Genomic DNA, 15,220 nt, shown 5'->3' on the forward strand with positions numbered 1-15,220 from the left:
CAGGTTATACCTTAATTGTAAAGGGCACCTTGGTCTCATCCCAATGCAGTACTACCGTCGCCTTTTTATTTGTGACTTCTTCGAAATAGAACATCATGCGCTCACGGTAGTCTGCTTTTTGAGGTTCAACGGTGAATCGAAAAAGATCTTTACTTTTATTGTATTGGGTACCCCAGGAAAGTTTGGTATTAATAATAATGGTCCATTTATCTTTGCCGGGAATGGTATAAAGAGAGTAGGTACCTGCTTTTAGCTTATTACCTTCTATAGTAACGTCCTTAGAGACTACAAGTGCTGTAGACTCATTAGCCCCGGTACGCCATACATCTCCATAGGGTACAAGCTCGCCGAAAATTTCTCGGTTATTAACTGCTGGTCTTCCATAAGTAAAGGTTATATCAGTAGTACCTATTGTTTGACTAACCGTGGCATTGGGGCTGGTTCTGGGTTCTTCGTTGCCCCGTTCCTGGGCCCAGTTCGTAGAGGTGATCGTTAAGCCCAACAGAAGTATTAGACCAACCTTGAGTGATAGTTTTTTTAGTAGATCCATAAGTGTAGAATTTTACTGCGGTTTATTAATCACATTATTTAACTAAAAACAGGAGCTCTTTGTTCGTCATGCAATATGAGTATATCGTTGCTAGTATAGCATAGCAATTTTTTTTACAGGATTATACAGTTCTGTTGGTACCTCACAGGTTATGCAACTTTTTTCATCTCAATTATGGCTGTATATGGGATCTGAGTTATAATAATTATATAGTATTAATATTTTTTAATATATTGGTTCGTATATATAGCTCATTCATTTTAAAAGTTGTTTTTGGTATTTGGGGACACAATGAGAGAAAATGAAAGCCAGGTATTTTCTTCTAATGATTTAGAGAAACTTTTTAGTAGCAACACAGTCATACTTTTTCGATGTGATAGTAAGGAAGGTTTCCCATTACTATCAGTTAGTGAAAATGTTAAAGAGATATTGGGTTTTAAATCTTCATATTTTTTAGAAGGTGAAAATCGTTGGTCGAATCGTATCCATCCGGATGACAAAGAAAGAGTGTTACATCGGTTTGAACAGATAGTTCAACAAAAACAAGGTATCATTAATGAGTATCGGTTTAAGCGAAAAGATGGTACTTACATTTGGTTGCGAGATGAACTCAAACTAGTCAAAAACAATGGGGATTCTTCTCTTATTTATGGGTCCTCTATCGATATTACAGAACGGAAAAAAGCTGAATTGGCGCTTAAAGAGAGTAAAGAGCAGTATCAGTCGGTTGTTGATCATATAAAAGATATCACCTACTCTATTAACCCCGACGGGGAGATTCTTTTTCTAAATAGCTCATGGGAAGAACGTACAGGCTATACAGTGGAAGAAACAAAAGGAAGTTCTTTTTGGAACTATCTCCATCCGGAGGATATCGGTAGTATCGAGGAGATGATTGAGGATTTGATAAAGCAGAGGGGAGAGTCGGCAAAAAAGGTTGTTCGAATCCGTACAAAAAATGGTAGTTATTATTGGGTTGATTTGTATGCCAAAAGTTTGAAACGAAAAACTGCTGAGGGGTTAATTGTCAGCGGTACAATTTCTGATGTGTCGGACGGACTTGCCCGTTTACAGGAGCGCGCTGCAATAAATAAGCAGCTCGAAAAACGTGTTCAACAACACTCAGAGGATCTGCGTGAGGAGATAAAAAAGCGGAGGGGGGTAGAGAAAGAATTAAATCAACGCTTGCGGTATGAGCAGGCTCTTTCGAAGTGTTCGAGTTTACTGCTTGAGCATACAAATTCAGGTGCATTAGAAGAAAGCTTGAAAATTCTTCGTGAAGTAACCCAGTCAGACAGGGTCTATATCTCAAGAAATGTAGAAGTCGGAGATAAACTCTGTTTAGAGCCTCTTATCGAAGTTACAGATCAAGGCACGGAAATTCCCAAGGTCAAAGCCGATCAGCTTGTTAGTTATTCCGAGGTGCCCTGGTGGTATCAAAAGCTGTCCAATAATGAAATTATTAATACGCGAGTTGATGATTTACCCGACGAGGAAGGGGTGATACTACAGGCACGTGATGTGAATGCGGTGCTGGTAATCCCTATTTCTATTGGAGAGGAATGGTTTGGGTATATTGGGTTTGCCGACAATGAAAAAGATCATCTTTGGGATAAGAACGAGGTACGTCTTTTACAAACAGCTGCAGATATAATATCAGCATATAAAAAGCGTAAAAAAATTGAGAAAAACCTGATAGAACATAAAAATTATACCGAGGCTATTCTTAATAGTCTTCCCAGTATCTATCTGTTGGTAGATGAAGAGTTGGATAATGTGCAATGGAATGCTAGTACCAAATTCTTTACCGGGTATAGTGAAGAAGAACTAGCAGAAAGAAGTGCGTATGACCTTATTGTGCCAGAGCATCATAATCGCTTAACACAAGCTAAAGAGAAAATACGCAATAATGAGGGAGGCAGTTTTGAATTAACCCTGCTTAGTAAGCTAGGTCGTAAAATCCCGTATTACTGGCGCGGGTATTACATAAAGTTAAATAATAAGCACTACTACATATGGGTAGGTATCGATATTACCCGGCAGAAAGAAACTGAACAGGCTTTGGTAGATGAAAAACGGTTTAACGAGGCCCTTGTAGAAACACTGCCGGGGTGTTTCTATATGATCGATGAAGAAGGGCAATACCAGACCTGGAATCAAAATTTAATTGATGAGTTTGGGTACACCGATAGTGAGCTGAAAGAACTCTCGCCCCTGGCACTGTTCTCCAAATCGGCACAAAAGAAGGTTGTAGAGTTTGCTAATAAAGTTTTTGAGGATGGTGAAGCTTCTGTAGAGGTCTCGTGCCTGACAAAAACGGGCCAAGAGATACCATATCTGTTAACGGGTAAACTTTTTCGCCAAGAAGGTAAAGACTACCTGCTGGGGGTTGGCCATAATATTACCGAACAAGTAGAAGCCCGGGAGAAGCTCAGGAAAAACGAGGAGCTGTTTCGAAACCTGTTCTTACAGGCTCCTTCGGCCATTGTTATGGTAACTCCGGATAATGAAATTAAAGATATTAATAGAAGTTTTGAGAAGCTTTTTGGTTATTCAATAGATGAAATTAAGGGCAAAGATATTGATAAGGTGCTGGTGCCAGAAGGTGAGCGCGAAGAAGCCCCCACGTTGCCTGCCAAGCATAACCGTATGATGGCAAGTTTCCACCGAGAAGCTCAACGTCGTGCAGCCGACGGTTCGCTGGTAGACGTTTTTGTAGCAAGTATCCCGGTTGTTGTAGATGGGAAACCTATTGCCGGTTTTGGCATGTATATCGATATAACGGAACAGAAGAAGTATGAAGAAGAGATATACAGTTCGCTTAAAGAAAAACACGTCTTATTACAAGAGATTCATCATCGGGTTAAAAATAACCTTGCCGTAGTATCGGGACTTATTCAGCTGCAGATGTATGAAACTGATGATGAAGAGGTTCGGGATACACTTCGTGAAAGCGAAAGTCGTATCCAGACTATGGCTTTGATTCACGAAAAGTTATATAAATCACAGAGACTCTCCGAGATCTCGTGTCAATCTTACATTGGTGATCTTTTAGAAACGATACGCTCAACTAATAATACGGCCAAGGATATTACGCTGGAAAAAAAGATAGATGCGGTTAACCTAAGTATCAATCAGGCCGTGCCTTTTGCTCTTTTAATAAACGAGGTAGTTACCAATGCATTTAAACACGCTTTTAAAGGGCAGGAAGAGGGTAATATTTGTATTACCCTGCAAGGTGACGACAATATGGTGAAGCTGTCAATACAAGATAATGGCATTGGCTTGCCAGAGGATTTTAAACCCAGAGAAAGTGATAGCCTGGGCATGACATTGATTTATAACTTTATGGATCAACTAGAGGCAGATGGAGAGATAGGAACCGATGACGGTACTTATTTAAACCTTACTTTTGAAGTCCAAAATGTGAATGGGTCGTCTGCATCATCACTGTTGAGCTCATCGTATGGAATGTAAACATGTCGGTAGAAATAGACGGCACGGTTCCTAATCCCCGGATATCAATCTGTGTTACGATTCTTCTTTCTTCTCCTTTAGCATGTGAGAGAACTCTTTGCGGAATTTCTTCAGTTTCGGCGCAATTACGACCGTACAATAGCCTGCATTGGGATTGTTCTCGTAATAGTTTTGATGGTAGTTTTCCGCTTTTGAATAATTTGTTAACGGTTGAACCTGAGTAACAATAGAGTCTTTCCAAAGATCAGAGCTATCTGTTTTCTTGAGCGATTGCTGAGCGATATCTTTTTGCTCTTCATTATGATAAAAAATTACCGATCGATACTGAGGGCCAACGTCAGCACCTTGCCGGTTTTTGGTCGTTGGGTTGTGGGTATGCCAAAATACCTCGAGCAGTTGCTTAAAAGATACCACAGACGGATCGTAGGTGATGCGTGTTACTTCGGCATGGCCGGTTGCACCGGATGCTACCTGTCTATAACTGGGATCTTCAATTTCTCCCCCGGCATAACCGGCAACAACAGATTCCACGCCTTTCACTTCTTCAAATATTGCTTCTACACACCAGAAACACCCGGCCCCGAGAGTTGTTTGTTGCAGCTTTTCAACATTCTCTTCCATGGATATATTATTAGTTTGTTGAGCTATTGCAGTAGAAGATGCTAATATCCCAATTGCACTTATTGTGAGTAATAGTCGAATAATATTCATAGTAATAACCTGGATCCTGGATTTAGTGATAGTTGATCCTTCTTTGTAAATGGGCACGCGGCGAGTATGCCGCACCACTTACAGTAGATGTATTATGCCTAACAGTTATTACTACTTTCGGGTTTCCTCGTATGCCTCTATAAATTCATCAGGAGTCTGCTTGGCAATAAGTTCGGCAATAGCTTCCAGTGGGAGATCATTAATTGTCTGAAAACGGAGACAGGATCGCCCCATGTCCATTTCCTTGTTCGATTCCTCAAACTTTTCTTCTAACCATTCCTGGATCTCTTCATCTTGGTATGCCGACATCAGGTAAAGGGCATTGTGGTTTTTTTGAGCAGCCAACCCTACATAAGTTAGCGGTTGGTTATTATAGGTGTCAGGGTATTTTTCCAGCGGGATTTCATAGTTGATCATCCCCCAGCTAATGGTCTCTTCATATCCATCAGGAAGATTATCAAGGATCAGCTCTCGAATTTCTTCGATTGTTTCCCTTCGGTATTCGGGAAGTTCCTGAATATAACCTTCAACGGTTTGGGTCTTACTCTTTGCCATAATAAAAATTGATAGTTTAAATTATTGAATAATTCCTGCTAACGAAATTGCATTAACTAAGAAGTTCCGCCAATAGTTGCATCAACAGTGATATCTGTTAACACCGAGTTCGCAATAAAACATCGCCTATGTGCCCGATGATGCAAGTTGTTGTGTGCGGTACGGTTTGGGTGCTGATTCTGTTTAAAGGTAACCACTGGTTGCAATATAACCTCTGTAACGGCCAATTTCCCCTTCTTATTCTTTTGCATCTTACCTTCGGCATGGTCAGAATAACCGTCGACAATATACCCTTCCTGAGCTGCAATTGAAAGAAACCATAACATGTGACAACTCGAGAGGGAGGCAATAAAGGCTTCTTCCGGATCAACTACCGCAGGATCTGAAAAGGGTTCTGGAACAACCTGTGGAGAAGCTGAAGCTGCTATAGTAACACCGCCGTCAAAGGCCCATTGGTGTTTGCGTGAATATTTGTTGTCGGTAAAAGCGTCTCCGTTTCGCTGCCATTGAATGGTTGCCTGGTATCTATGCATGGTGTTTTCTCATTTGTGGGCGTTAAAAGTAAGGGGATGTTGTTCGAACATCTATGGCTGATTGCAGGCTATTTATTGGTTTTATTGGGTTGCCTACATATAACGATCAACCTTGTGAAAGAAGAAAGTATAAGATCTGAAACTCATATTCATCTATTATATCGCCACAAAAAGCTGCACAACAAAACAGTGTCAGTCTAAATAAATAAAAGTTTAGCTTTAACTAAGAATATATTTTTAATACATTAAATAATCTAATAAGGATAAAGCCTAATGGTCACACTATGTTTGATGATAAGATTCCTAGAAAACTGTTTCTTAAATCCGGCCTTATATCGGGGGCTAGTGCACTTCTTGGTTCAATGTTTTTTGGCAGTGGAGATAACCAAACCTCCGGGGAGCAATATTCCGATGAACCAACTAATAAGGGGCCGGCCCATCCGGGTGTCGACCACAATGGAATGACGGCCGTTGGGCAAGTTGATCATGAAAAAAATGGGTTTGATCCTCATGAAATGCTTACCGACTGGGATACCGGGAAAGTCTCAACGCTGCCGAACGGACAGACCTTGCGGGAGTTCCAAATGGTTGCAGTAGATAAAGAGATTGAGGTTGCACCGGGCATTCATTTTCCTGCCTGGACCTATAATGGTCGTGTGCCGGGCCCCACAATGCGATGTACGGAAGGGGATCGGGTGCGCGTGGAGTTTATTAACTCAGGTTCGCATCCACATACCATTCATTTTCACGGTATACATTCGGCTTCAATGGACGGGGTGCCCGGAAATGGCCCGGGAATCATCAATCCCGGCGAATCTTTTACCTATGAGTTTGATGCCGAGCCATTTGGCTGTCATCTTTACCACTGCCATTCTATGCCGCTGAAACGCCACATGCACAAGGGGTTATATGGAGGATTCATTGTAGATCCGGATCCCCAAAAGCATCCGGAGTATGAAGAGGAAGCCCGGTCACGTCTTTTAGGCTCTGCCGAAAATGAAGAGTGGCAGGAATTTTTTATGGTGATGAATGGCTTTGATACGAATTTTGATGACGATAATGAAATATATGCAGCCAATACGGTTGCATTTGCATACCAGCAGAAGCCTATTCCCATAAAGCATGACAAACCCACACGCGTATACCTGGTAAATGCCACCGAGTTTGATCCAATAAATTCGTTTCACCTTCATGCGAACTTCTTTGATTACTATGATCATGGCACTACGCTTTATGCCACCAAAGAAACAGTGGACACTGTAATGTTATGCCAGGCACAACGAGGAATTTTAGAATTTTCATTCGAAGATTTTGAACCCGGCCGATATATGTTCCATGCGCATCAGGCTGAATTTGCTGAATTAGGATGGATGAGCCTTTTCGAAGTTATTAATGAAAATAAAGCAGCAGTATGAGTACCGATTGGATAGAACGATTGCCGAAATGGATTTGGGCTGTAATTCCGCTGGCGTTATTATTTGGGGCTGTGGTCCTGTTTTTAGTTGAAAACCCGTTGCAAAATTTGGGGATTAATGCCCCGCCTGTACAGCAGTTAACGGTAGAACAAACGAAGCTGGATGATGACGGTATCCACCTAAAAGTCCGTGCAAACGGTTCGGAGCCGGTTTCGCTGGCCCAGGTGATGGTTGATGAGGCGTACTGGAAATTTTCGATGAAGCCCGAAAGTCCCATTCCGCGTCTTTCTTCATCGTGGGTAACAATACCTTATCCATGGGTAAAGGATGAATTGCACGAAATAACCCTTTTGACAGATGTAGGGGCTACCTTTTCTCATACCATCGAGGTTGCTACCCCCACTCCCGAATTAACAATGGAGCGTATCTGGGGATATATTTTGTTGGGCATTTTTATTGGTGTAGTACCGGTAGCGCTGGGATTGATGTTCTATCCCTATCTGAAAACGAAAGGTGATATGGTATTACAGTTTCTGCTCACTCTTACCCTGGGATTACTGCTCTATCTTTTTATAGATACGTTGCAAGAAGGATTAGAACTGGCAGAAGAAGCCGCAACGGTTTTTGAAAGTAGCTTAATAGTTTGGTTAGTGACCGGACTATCCTTCCTGTTAATTTATGCCGTGGGTCGCAGTAAAGGAAAAGCCCCTGAAGGGCTATCCCTGGCAACATACCTTTCCATTGGCATTGGATTGCACAACCTTGGAGAGGGATTGGCCGTTGGAGCGGCATTGGCATCAGGAGAAGCAGCTTTGGGTTCATTTTTAGTTGTAGGATTTACGCTACATAACCTCACAGAAGGGATTGGCATCGCAACACCGTTGCTGCAGCGTAAGACAAAGCTGTTGACTTTTGTTGGACTTACCCTTCTGGCCGGACTCCCTGCTGCTGCGGGTACTCTCATTGGGGCCTTTTCATATAGTCCACAGTGGGGAGCGGTATTATTTGCAGTAGGTGCAGGAGCAATATTGCAAGTCATTGTTGAAATTAGCAGTTATATTATGCGAAATACAGAGGTAGGGCAACGCTTCACGGTTCCTAACCTTGCCGGTTTTACACTGGGTATAGCGCTAATGTATGGAACAGCACTATTGGTAGCAGTTTAATAAAGAAGGATTGCCGAACCTGTTGCTACTCATTATTGATATTTGGGATATAAAGTGGAGCTATATACATTAGCCTGTTATTGATAGTTCTGTCATAGACAATTCTTAAAATACTGGTGTATGAAATATCGTTTTTTAGGACGTTCAGGCCTTAAGGTATCGGTACTCTCATTTGGATCATGGGTTACGTTTGGAGAACAGGTAGGTGAGGATGCCGCATACGAGTCGATGAAAATAGCTTATGATGCAGGCGTTAACTTTTTTGATAATGCTGAAGCCTATGCCGATGGTCAATCAGAGATTATCATGGGGAATATTATCAAGCGAGCAGGATGGAAACGATCTGACCTGGTACTTTCTACAAAAATATTTTGGGGTGGCGAGGGACCCAACGACCAAGGGTTATCCTTTAAGCATATCAAGGAAGGTACCGAGGCGGCACTCCAAAGACTTCAAACCGATTACGTGGATCTCATTTTTTGCCACCGCCCGGATAAACATACGCCAATAGAGGAAACAGTTTGGGCCATGAATCAAATGATTACAGAAGGCAAGGCTCTTTATTGGGGGACCAGTGAATGGTCGGCAGGTGAAATTCGGAAGGCCTATGATATTGCACGGCGCGATCATCTGCGACCACCATTAATGGAACAGCCCCAGTATAATATGTTTCACCGTGAAAAGGTAGAACAAGAGTTTGCTCCCCTTTATGATGAAATCAGATTGGGAACAACGATTTGGAGTCCCTTGGCAAGTGGACTGCTGACGGGTAAGTATAATGATGGTATCCCCGAGGGAAGTCGATTAGCTATGGAAGAATATAATTGGCTGAGAGAGCGGCTGCTTGAAACCGAAGATGGTCGACAGAAATTAAAAAAGGTACAGAAATTAGCTAAGATCGCTGATGAACTGGGAATACCATTATCGCAATTGGCACTAGCGTGGTGTGCAAAAAATACAGATGTAAGTACCGTTATCACCGGGGCTTCAAAGCCGGAACAGGTAGAGCAAAATATGAAGGCAGTTGAGGTGATCGATTTGTTGACTCCTGATCTTATGGATGCAATTGAAACGGTATTAGACAATAAGCCCGAAAAAACCTCGGATTTTCGTACTAATTAACAAATATAGTCATGGTTAGGTATTGTTACCCATGGTTAGGCGCTTAGCACCAATATATAAGCCTTTTTGTTATTTAATAAGCAAAACTTGTTTATAAAGGGGTATTTACTGTTCTCTGTGCTCTATTTGGACTAATGGCTGTTATTTGAAATAAATTAACTGTATCCCAGGGACCTTTGCAAAACCAGGCAATCATCCTGAATGTAATGAAGGATCTCCCTTTCAACGGCAGCAGATGGATACTGGAGATTCTTCGACAAGCTCAGAATGACGAAATCAAAGGTTTTGCAAAGCCCTATCCCAATGAATTGGGATAGCAATCCCTGTCGAAAATTCGAAATTAAGTTAGTTTCTATTATGGACACAGAACGGATAGTTATTTCTCAATATGAAAAATATCCCATTCGATGTTGTACAATCAATTAAAATAACCGAAAACATTTTCCTGACGAAATATTCACTTCCTTTAATAATAAATATGAATGCACAAGCAAATATATAGGTATAAGGTTAGCTGCGGTTAAAAAATTAGTTGCCCATAAATCTTGGTGCTCTGTTTTCGAGCCAGAAAATGGCAACAATAAAACAGATATTGAGTGATTTGCGATACGCAAATAATAAATAGTGCGCCTGCAACGTTTAAACAGGTAAATCATAAGATTGCATATACAATTATCAGCGTTTTACTCATGCCTATAAAGTTCACCTTCATAGAGAATGGTGTATTGGTTACGAAATCGGATAGGAATTGATCTACCGGAAATAAGCACCGAAAAGTGAAGGTGAGGAGCGGTACTGTACCCGGTATTTCCACTTCGTCCAATAACTTCTCCAACAAAAACAGATTCTCCGACCTCTACAAATGCCCCTTGGTATTGAAGGTGTGCATAATGAGCAATCGTCCCGTCGTTCTGACAAATAATGATCTGGTTTCCTTGTTCCATCATACTACGTTCTTGTCCACCCTCTTTGTATTTCTCTACCACATGAGTTACAACCCCGCCACGGGCGGCAGATATAAAGTCCCCTTCCGGAACGGCAAAGTCAAAGGCGTACTTTGCCTGGGGGGTATTATGGGTAAAGGTGCTTTTATTCCCCTGAGTTAACCGGTAGGCTTTGCCCTTGGGATAAGGAAGATTGTATTCGTAGTCGTCATCATGTACGGCATTGGGATCCCCAAAAATATAGTCAAACTGAAATACATCTTTTATCTCTCTGATAAGGTTACCAGGTGGATTTGCCATTTGGAATACCAAGCGTTTTTTATTTTTGGCAATAGTTTTTTTGAAACTGGTATCCAGTTGAGTTGAAGTAACATTGAGATTGATAGTGCAGGGAAATCTGTTTTCTACTTCCAAGAAAAGGGAATCATTCTTAAGGTTTGGATAAGCTAACAGGTGTTGACTATTGACGTTATATACAGATAGCAGTAATAGGCAGGATGCCAAAATAAGAGTTTGGAGAATGTTATTTCCATCTGTTTGATATACCATGTAGTTAGCTTAATAAATGATAAGTACAGATGCCACTAAGGGATCTCAACTGAGCTTGGCTCCGTTTGGTGTTTGTTTGTCGGGTACGGCCAGTACTACTTCCTCTTCATTGCGGTAAAGGCCGGTAACAAGGCATTCAGAGATAAATGGACCGATCTGTTTGGGCGGAAGGTTAACCACGGCAATAACCTGTTTGCCGACCAACTGTTCGATATCGTAGAGATCTGTTATCTGGGCACTGCTTTTTTTAGTTCCGATCGAGTCACCAAAATCAATTTTTAGTTTATATGCCGGGTTGTGAGCTTCAGGGAATTCATTTGCTTCAATAATAGTACCAATTCGAAGTTCAACGGATTCAAAATGCGCCCAATCGATTGTATCCATAGTAAACCAGATAATAATTGTAGGTTAGCCAATTTTTGGTGACTAATGAAATAACGAGGTGCTTAAGTTTTGTTGTATGAAAAAGTAACCAAATCTATGAACCGGTCAAAAGTTCAGGTATGGCGCTACGGTTTTTTTAGAGGTCCTTGGCCCACGGTTAAGTTAGTTGTTTTTTGTTGACCCTATTTTATTCTTTCCCTGCAAGTATGGGAAGAGACTTTGTTAAAAAGTGTAGAGTTTGAAGTTTAGCTGAGATACGTTAAAAGGAGATGCTCATTTTATCCCGGCACGGACAGTAGTCAGGATAGGAGTGGTGCAGAAAGCCTATGTTAAGAGGATTTCTAATCCAACAGTGACTGCTTGAACGCAGTTTGCAACAAGAATTCTTTTCGCCAGATTTTTCGTAAAGGGGTATAGGGACTAGAGAGTATAATATTTATAATTCGCGATTCGCAAACCTTGTATATAGGCTAATATTTATGTATGCTTATACCTTATGAAAGAACACAAAGGAATGCGTCCCCAAGATATTGTAATACTGCTCAAAATTGTTGCCTTGGGAAAACAAAGTTGGTACAAAAAGGACCTGGCCAATCAGCTGTATATTAGCAATTCGGAAGTGAGTGAATCGCTAAATCGTTCCGTTATTGGTAATCTTATCGAAAGAGACAAGGTTACGGTACGTAAAGAGCAGTTATTGGTATTTTTGGTTTATGGAATAAAGCATGTGTTTCCTGCGGTTCCCGGTCGTTTGCAGAGAGGCATGCCCACGGCTTATTCAGCTCCGCTATTAGAAAGGGAGTTTGTAGTCGATGATCCGTATATATGGCCTGCAAAGGGGCACACTACCAAAGGAGTATCCATTCCTCCGCTTTATCCTACAGTACCAAAAGCGTGTGCCGATGACGAAAAGTTATATGACTTGTTGGTGCTGGTGGATGCGCTCCGGGTCAGTAGAAAAAATGAGGCGGTGGTCAACATGCTGAAAGAGAGGATCTATCAAGAAAATTAGTAAAAATATATAAAATGTTTGCACATACAAATAAAAGTATAGTTTGTATATAACAGTTGTAGAGCCTGCTGAGGCGTAAAAAGAGACTAAGCTATTAAGATAGGCCCTTCCGGTAAATATCGGGGACTGATAGTTATATAGCTTGAGACTGTCCTGAACCACTGGAGTCACTCTTTTTGAAAATGATCTCTGCAGATAAACCTTGTTCGGTTTCGACACTAAGTTCTGCTTCCAGCTGTTGAACAAGAGTATCGATAATCAAGTATCCCATATTATTGGTGTCTCTTGGTTGGTCTTCATCCTTTAAGCCTTCACCATGGTCGGTTACCCTCAGTGCCACTTTCTGATCAGAAATTTTATAAAATTTGATCTGAACCTCTCCACTCTCACTTTCAGGGTAAGCATGATTATAGATGTTGTGAACCAGCTCGCTTAAAATTATGGAAAGCGGAATAGCCTGATTTACATTAAGCGGAACAGGTTCAGAATCTATTATAAAATTTAGATTAGCTTGCGATGGTTTTCGATAATTTCGGAAAGCATCAGTTAACTCAAAAAGTACAGAACCAAATTCAACACGAGAAAACCCTTCTTTTTGATAAAGATTCTCATGGATCATCTTCATAGACTGGATACGCATGCGGGTCTTTTGCAACGTTTTTGTCTCTGAGGATGAATCTACATCAAGGTCGAGGAGGCTTGATATTACAGCTAAATTATTTTTTACCCGGTGGTGCACTTCTGTTTCCAGTACTTCCTGGTTACTACGAAGTCGTTGGATTTCCTCTTTTTTGAGGATGAGTGAGGTAATATCATCTTGTACTCCCATATAATAAATGGTAGTACCGGTACTGTCTTGAATAGGGAAAAGGCTCAACCGGTTATAAAACAGTTCTCCGTCTTTCCGATAATTACGTAATACTACTCTACAACTTTGATCCGTTTTAATAGCTGATCGCACTAATTGAAGACCTGCTTGATCTTTTTCGACGCCTTGTAAAAATCGACAATTATAACCGATGGTTTCTTCTCGACTGAAGCCGGTAATTTCAATAAATGCATTATTACAGTATATAACTGGTTGTTTGTCTTTTGTCATATCTGTAATGACCATCCCTTCGGGACTTCGATCAAAAACAGTTTTTAATTTTGCTAAAAAAGGTTTTAGCTCATCGTGGCTAGACATAGCACAAGTACATTATTAACAGTAAAATATCTTCAATGTTAGGTTATCGGCATATTACATCAAAAGTTAATTAGGACAGGCAGTTAACTGTACACACACAACACAAAGGACAGGATAGTAATATCAAGAAGCGACTAACTGTTGTTGTATAAATAACCACATGTAAAACCGGAGGGTAGACCGTTTCCACAGCGGTGGTTGTTATTCTCACTCATGGTATTTTTAGGAGATATAAAACTTGGGTTAGTTAAATGATAACGCCCAAGAGATCTTAGAGCTGAATCTTTTAACAGATTCAGTATTCTCGGAAAACAGCATATTCTGTTTTCTTGTTTCTTAATAAAAAGAATAATTTATCGACCTAGAAGTAAGAATGCGAACGGACTGGCTATATCAACAACTCCCAATAAGTAAGAAGGTGATATTTTTCTGCAGATTAAAGTTGTGTAAATCTAGGGGGGAGATGTTTATTCGTATAGGGGCTTTATAAGGCTCTCCATATCTTTATCGGAAAACATCTGAATACCAATAGAAGTTAATCTTTTAGGGATGAAAACTGTTTTCTGAATCGGTGCGCATGATTCGAGAGAAGATAAGTTTAAATAGGTTATTTTTATCCCCGGTAAGAACACTAAGGTTACTGCCGTAATATTTCTTAAACTGCTTCATGAAGTGCGAGCGGTCATAATATCCAAACTTCATCAGTATATCTTTGACAGATTCTGTCCCTTCGGCAATCTGGGCACAGGTGAAATTGAAACGTACCTGACGAATGAACTGTCCCGGAGTAAAACCAAGATGGTTACTGAATTTTTTTTCAAGATATCTCCGGCTTATATCCTCATGTTCGCAAAGGTCTTTTACTTTCAAGATCCCCTGCTTTTGGTAGATCAAATCAACGATTACATCAAGGTGGGTATATTTAGGTGATACCGGTAGTTTTTGTATCAGAAAATCTTCTAGCAGGTCAAATCGTTTTTCGGTTTCATCCACTTGAAGTAGCTGATTTCTCAGTTGGTCAGCCTCCTCCCCAATAACCTCATCTAATTTTATAAAATCATTTTGAATGTCAGCCAGGTAGATATCAAACAGTTTATAGCTGGCTGTAGGTTTAAGGGCTATGCCATAGAATAATAATGGACCGTCACTTGCAAAAGAAAAGGTGGGAAAGTATTGCCCGCTCAAGGTATAATTGGGAGCGTGATGAATGCCATCGATACTTTTAACCCGCGAATCTCCTTTCAATGAAATGCTAATGGTACCCGTACCCATTGGGATAATACGATTTTCTTCAAAGGTACTGGGGCCGGGGATGTTGACTTCATAAATACGCTTTACAAGGTGAGAAAGGTCTTTCGGTGGTATTCTGTGCTTGTGCATATTACCCTATTTCGCCTAAATATTTTATCTCCCTTAAATAATTAAAAAAGAACTCTATTTGCAATAATAGATTTAAGAGTAACTGCTAAAGAGTTGTTACGACAAAAAAATGCATTTAATGGAACGCTAATTTTCTGGAATGAGTTCAGACAGGCAGTAAGTTGAGTTTTTTAACTAGCAAGACGAATGGATATCCATAAGTATGGGGGTAAACTATTTTGTGCTTAAGGTTTTCA

Annotated in this window: 14 protein-coding genes; 6 read left to right on the top strand and 8 right to left on the bottom strand. The window is 40.7% G+C overall.

The features are described from left to right. Positions 1 to 4 precede the first annotated feature (4 nt). Entirely contained in the window at positions 5 to 550 is a 546-nt protein-coding gene (locus G3569_RS11360) for a DUF2911 domain-containing protein (protein ID WP_165269213.1), read from the bottom strand. A 291-nt stretch (positions 551 to 841) separates the two neighbouring features. Here G3569_RS11360 and G3569_RS11365 point away from each other — a divergent pair, with 291 nt between their 5' ends. Continuing rightward, positions 842 to 4,027 carry a PAS domain S-box protein gene (locus tag G3569_RS11365; protein WP_165269215.1) on the top strand — a complete coding sequence of 1,062 codons (3,186 nt, stop codon included), beginning with the start codon at positions 842 to 844 and terminating at the stop codon, positions 4,025 to 4,027. Positions 4,028 to 4,081: 54 nt separating this feature from the next. On the opposite strand, the gene msrA is transcribed toward G3569_RS11365, so the two are convergent. The 3 genes from msrA to G3569_RS11380 all read right to left on the bottom strand — a co-directional run bounded on the left by msrA (position 4,082) and on the right by G3569_RS11380 (position 5,826). After that, entirely contained in the window at positions 4,082 to 4,738 is a 657-nt protein-coding gene (gene msrA / locus G3569_RS11370) for a peptide-methionine (S)-S-oxide reductase MsrA (RefSeq protein WP_165269217.1), read from the bottom strand. A 111-nt stretch (positions 4,739 to 4,849) separates the two neighbouring features. Further along, positions 4,850 to 5,293: a DUF1801 domain-containing protein gene (locus G3569_RS11375; RefSeq protein ID WP_165269219.1), complete on the bottom strand. Its 444-nt coding sequence runs from the start codon at positions 5,291 to 5,293 to the stop codon at positions 4,850 to 4,852. Between the two features lie 56 nt (positions 5,294 to 5,349). Further along, positions 5,350 to 5,826 carry an OsmC family protein gene (locus G3569_RS11380; RefSeq protein ID WP_165269221.1) on the bottom strand — a complete coding sequence of 159 codons (477 nt, stop codon included), beginning with the start codon at positions 5,824 to 5,826 and terminating at the stop codon, positions 5,350 to 5,352. Between the two features lie 284 nt (positions 5,827 to 6,110). Between G3569_RS11380 and G3569_RS11385 the strand changes: the two genes are divergently transcribed. The 4 genes from G3569_RS11385 to G3569_RS11400 all read left to right on the top strand — a co-directional run bounded on the left by G3569_RS11385 (position 6,111) and on the right by G3569_RS11400 (position 9,846). Then, a complete protein-coding gene (locus G3569_RS11385) occupies positions 6,111 to 7,241 on the top strand; it encodes a multicopper oxidase domain-containing protein (RefSeq protein ID WP_205720164.1) in 1,131 nt (376 codons plus the stop codon). Then, complete coding sequence (locus tag G3569_RS11390) at positions 7,238 to 8,407, top strand: ZIP family metal transporter (protein ID WP_165269223.1); 1,170 nt, start codon at positions 7,238 to 7,240, stop codon at positions 8,405 to 8,407. The genes G3569_RS11385 and G3569_RS11390 overlap by 4 nt, the downstream gene beginning before the upstream one ends. A 120-nt stretch (positions 8,408 to 8,527) precedes the next feature. After that, a complete protein-coding gene (locus tag G3569_RS11395; RefSeq protein ID WP_165269225.1) occupies positions 8,528 to 9,529 on the top strand; it encodes a potassium channel beta subunit family protein in 1,002 nt (333 codons plus the stop codon). 176 nt (positions 9,530 to 9,705) lie between these two features. Then, on the top strand, positions 9,706 to 9,846 hold the full coding sequence (locus G3569_RS11400) for a hypothetical protein (RefSeq protein WP_165269227.1): 141 nt from the start codon (positions 9,706 to 9,708) through the stop codon (positions 9,844 to 9,846). A gap of 366 nt (positions 9,847 to 10,212) precedes the next feature. Here G3569_RS11400 and G3569_RS11405 read toward each other — a convergent pair whose 3' ends face one another. Together G3569_RS11405 and G3569_RS11410 are read right to left on the bottom strand one after the other, a co-directional pair. After that, positions 10,213 to 11,022, bottom strand: coding sequence for a M23 family metallopeptidase (locus G3569_RS11405; RefSeq protein WP_165269229.1), 810 nt, complete (start codon positions 11,020 to 11,022; stop codon positions 10,213 to 10,215). 45 nt (positions 11,023 to 11,067) lie between these two features. Further along, complete coding sequence (locus G3569_RS11410; protein WP_165269231.1) at positions 11,068 to 11,406, bottom strand: tRNA-binding protein; 339 nt, start codon at positions 11,404 to 11,406, stop codon at positions 11,068 to 11,070. 496 nt (positions 11,407 to 11,902) lie between these two features. Between G3569_RS11410 and G3569_RS11415 the strand changes: the two genes are divergently transcribed. Next, entirely contained in the window at positions 11,903 to 12,418 is a 516-nt protein-coding gene (locus G3569_RS11415) for a hypothetical protein (RefSeq protein WP_165269233.1), read from the top strand. A gap of 133 nt (positions 12,419 to 12,551) precedes the next feature. On the opposite strand, the gene G3569_RS11420 is transcribed toward G3569_RS11415, so the two are convergent. Both G3569_RS11420 and G3569_RS11425 read right to left on the bottom strand, forming a co-directional pair. Next, on the bottom strand, positions 12,552 to 13,604 hold the full coding sequence (locus G3569_RS11420; RefSeq protein WP_165269235.1) for a histidine kinase dimerization/phosphoacceptor domain -containing protein: 1,053 nt from the start codon (positions 13,602 to 13,604) through the stop codon (positions 12,552 to 12,554). A gap of 543 nt (positions 13,605 to 14,147) precedes the next feature. After that, positions 14,148 to 14,984, bottom strand: coding sequence for a helix-turn-helix domain-containing protein (locus G3569_RS11425; RefSeq protein ID WP_165269237.1), 837 nt, complete (start codon positions 14,982 to 14,984; stop codon positions 14,148 to 14,150). Between the last annotated feature and the right edge of the window lie 236 nt (positions 14,985 to 15,220).

The organism is Fodinibius halophilus (assembly GCF_011059105.1).
Lineage (GTDB): Bacteria > Bacteroidota > Rhodothermia > Balneolales > Balneolaceae > Fodinibius > Fodinibius halophilus.

Excerpts from the sequence above, each read along its gene's own strand:
- G3569_RS11360 (WP_165269213.1), bottom strand. The coding sequence starts at position 550 with ATGGATCTACTAAAAAAACTATCACTCAAGGTTGGTCTAATACTTCTG.
- G3569_RS11365 (WP_165269215.1), top strand. The coding sequence starts at position 842 with ATGAGAGAAAATGAAAGCCAGGTATTTTCTTCTAATGATTTAGAGAAA.
- msrA (WP_165269217.1), bottom strand. The coding sequence starts at position 4,738 with ATGAATATTATTCGACTATTACTCACAATAAGTGCAATTGGGATATTA.
- G3569_RS11375 (WP_165269219.1), bottom strand. The coding sequence starts at position 5,293 with ATGGCAAAGAGTAAGACCCAAACCGTTGAAGGTTATATTCAGGAACTT.
- G3569_RS11380 (WP_165269221.1), bottom strand. The coding sequence starts at position 5,826 with ATGCATAGATACCAGGCAACCATTCAATGGCAGCGAAACGGAGACGCT.
- G3569_RS11385 (WP_205720164.1), top strand. The coding sequence starts at position 6,111 with ATGTTTGATGATAAGATTCCTAGAAAACTGTTTCTTAAATCCGGCCTT.
- G3569_RS11390 (WP_165269223.1), top strand. The coding sequence starts at position 7,238 with ATGAGTACCGATTGGATAGAACGATTGCCGAAATGGATTTGGGCTGTA.
- G3569_RS11395 (WP_165269225.1), top strand. The coding sequence starts at position 8,528 with ATGAAATATCGTTTTTTAGGACGTTCAGGCCTTAAGGTATCGGTACTC.
- G3569_RS11405 (WP_165269229.1), bottom strand. The coding sequence starts at position 11,022 with ATGGTATATCAAACAGATGGAAATAACATTCTCCAAACTCTTATTTTG.
- G3569_RS11410 (WP_165269231.1), bottom strand. The coding sequence starts at position 11,406 with ATGGATACAATCGATTGGGCGCATTTTGAATCCGTTGAACTTCGAATT.
- G3569_RS11415 (WP_165269233.1), top strand. The coding sequence starts at position 11,903 with ATGAAAGAACACAAAGGAATGCGTCCCCAAGATATTGTAATACTGCTC.
- G3569_RS11420 (WP_165269235.1), bottom strand. The coding sequence starts at position 13,604 with ATGTCTAGCCACGATGAGCTAAAACCTTTTTTAGCAAAATTAAAAACT.
- G3569_RS11425 (WP_165269237.1), bottom strand. The coding sequence starts at position 14,984 with ATGCACAAGCACAGAATACCACCGAAAGACCTTTCTCACCTTGTAAAG.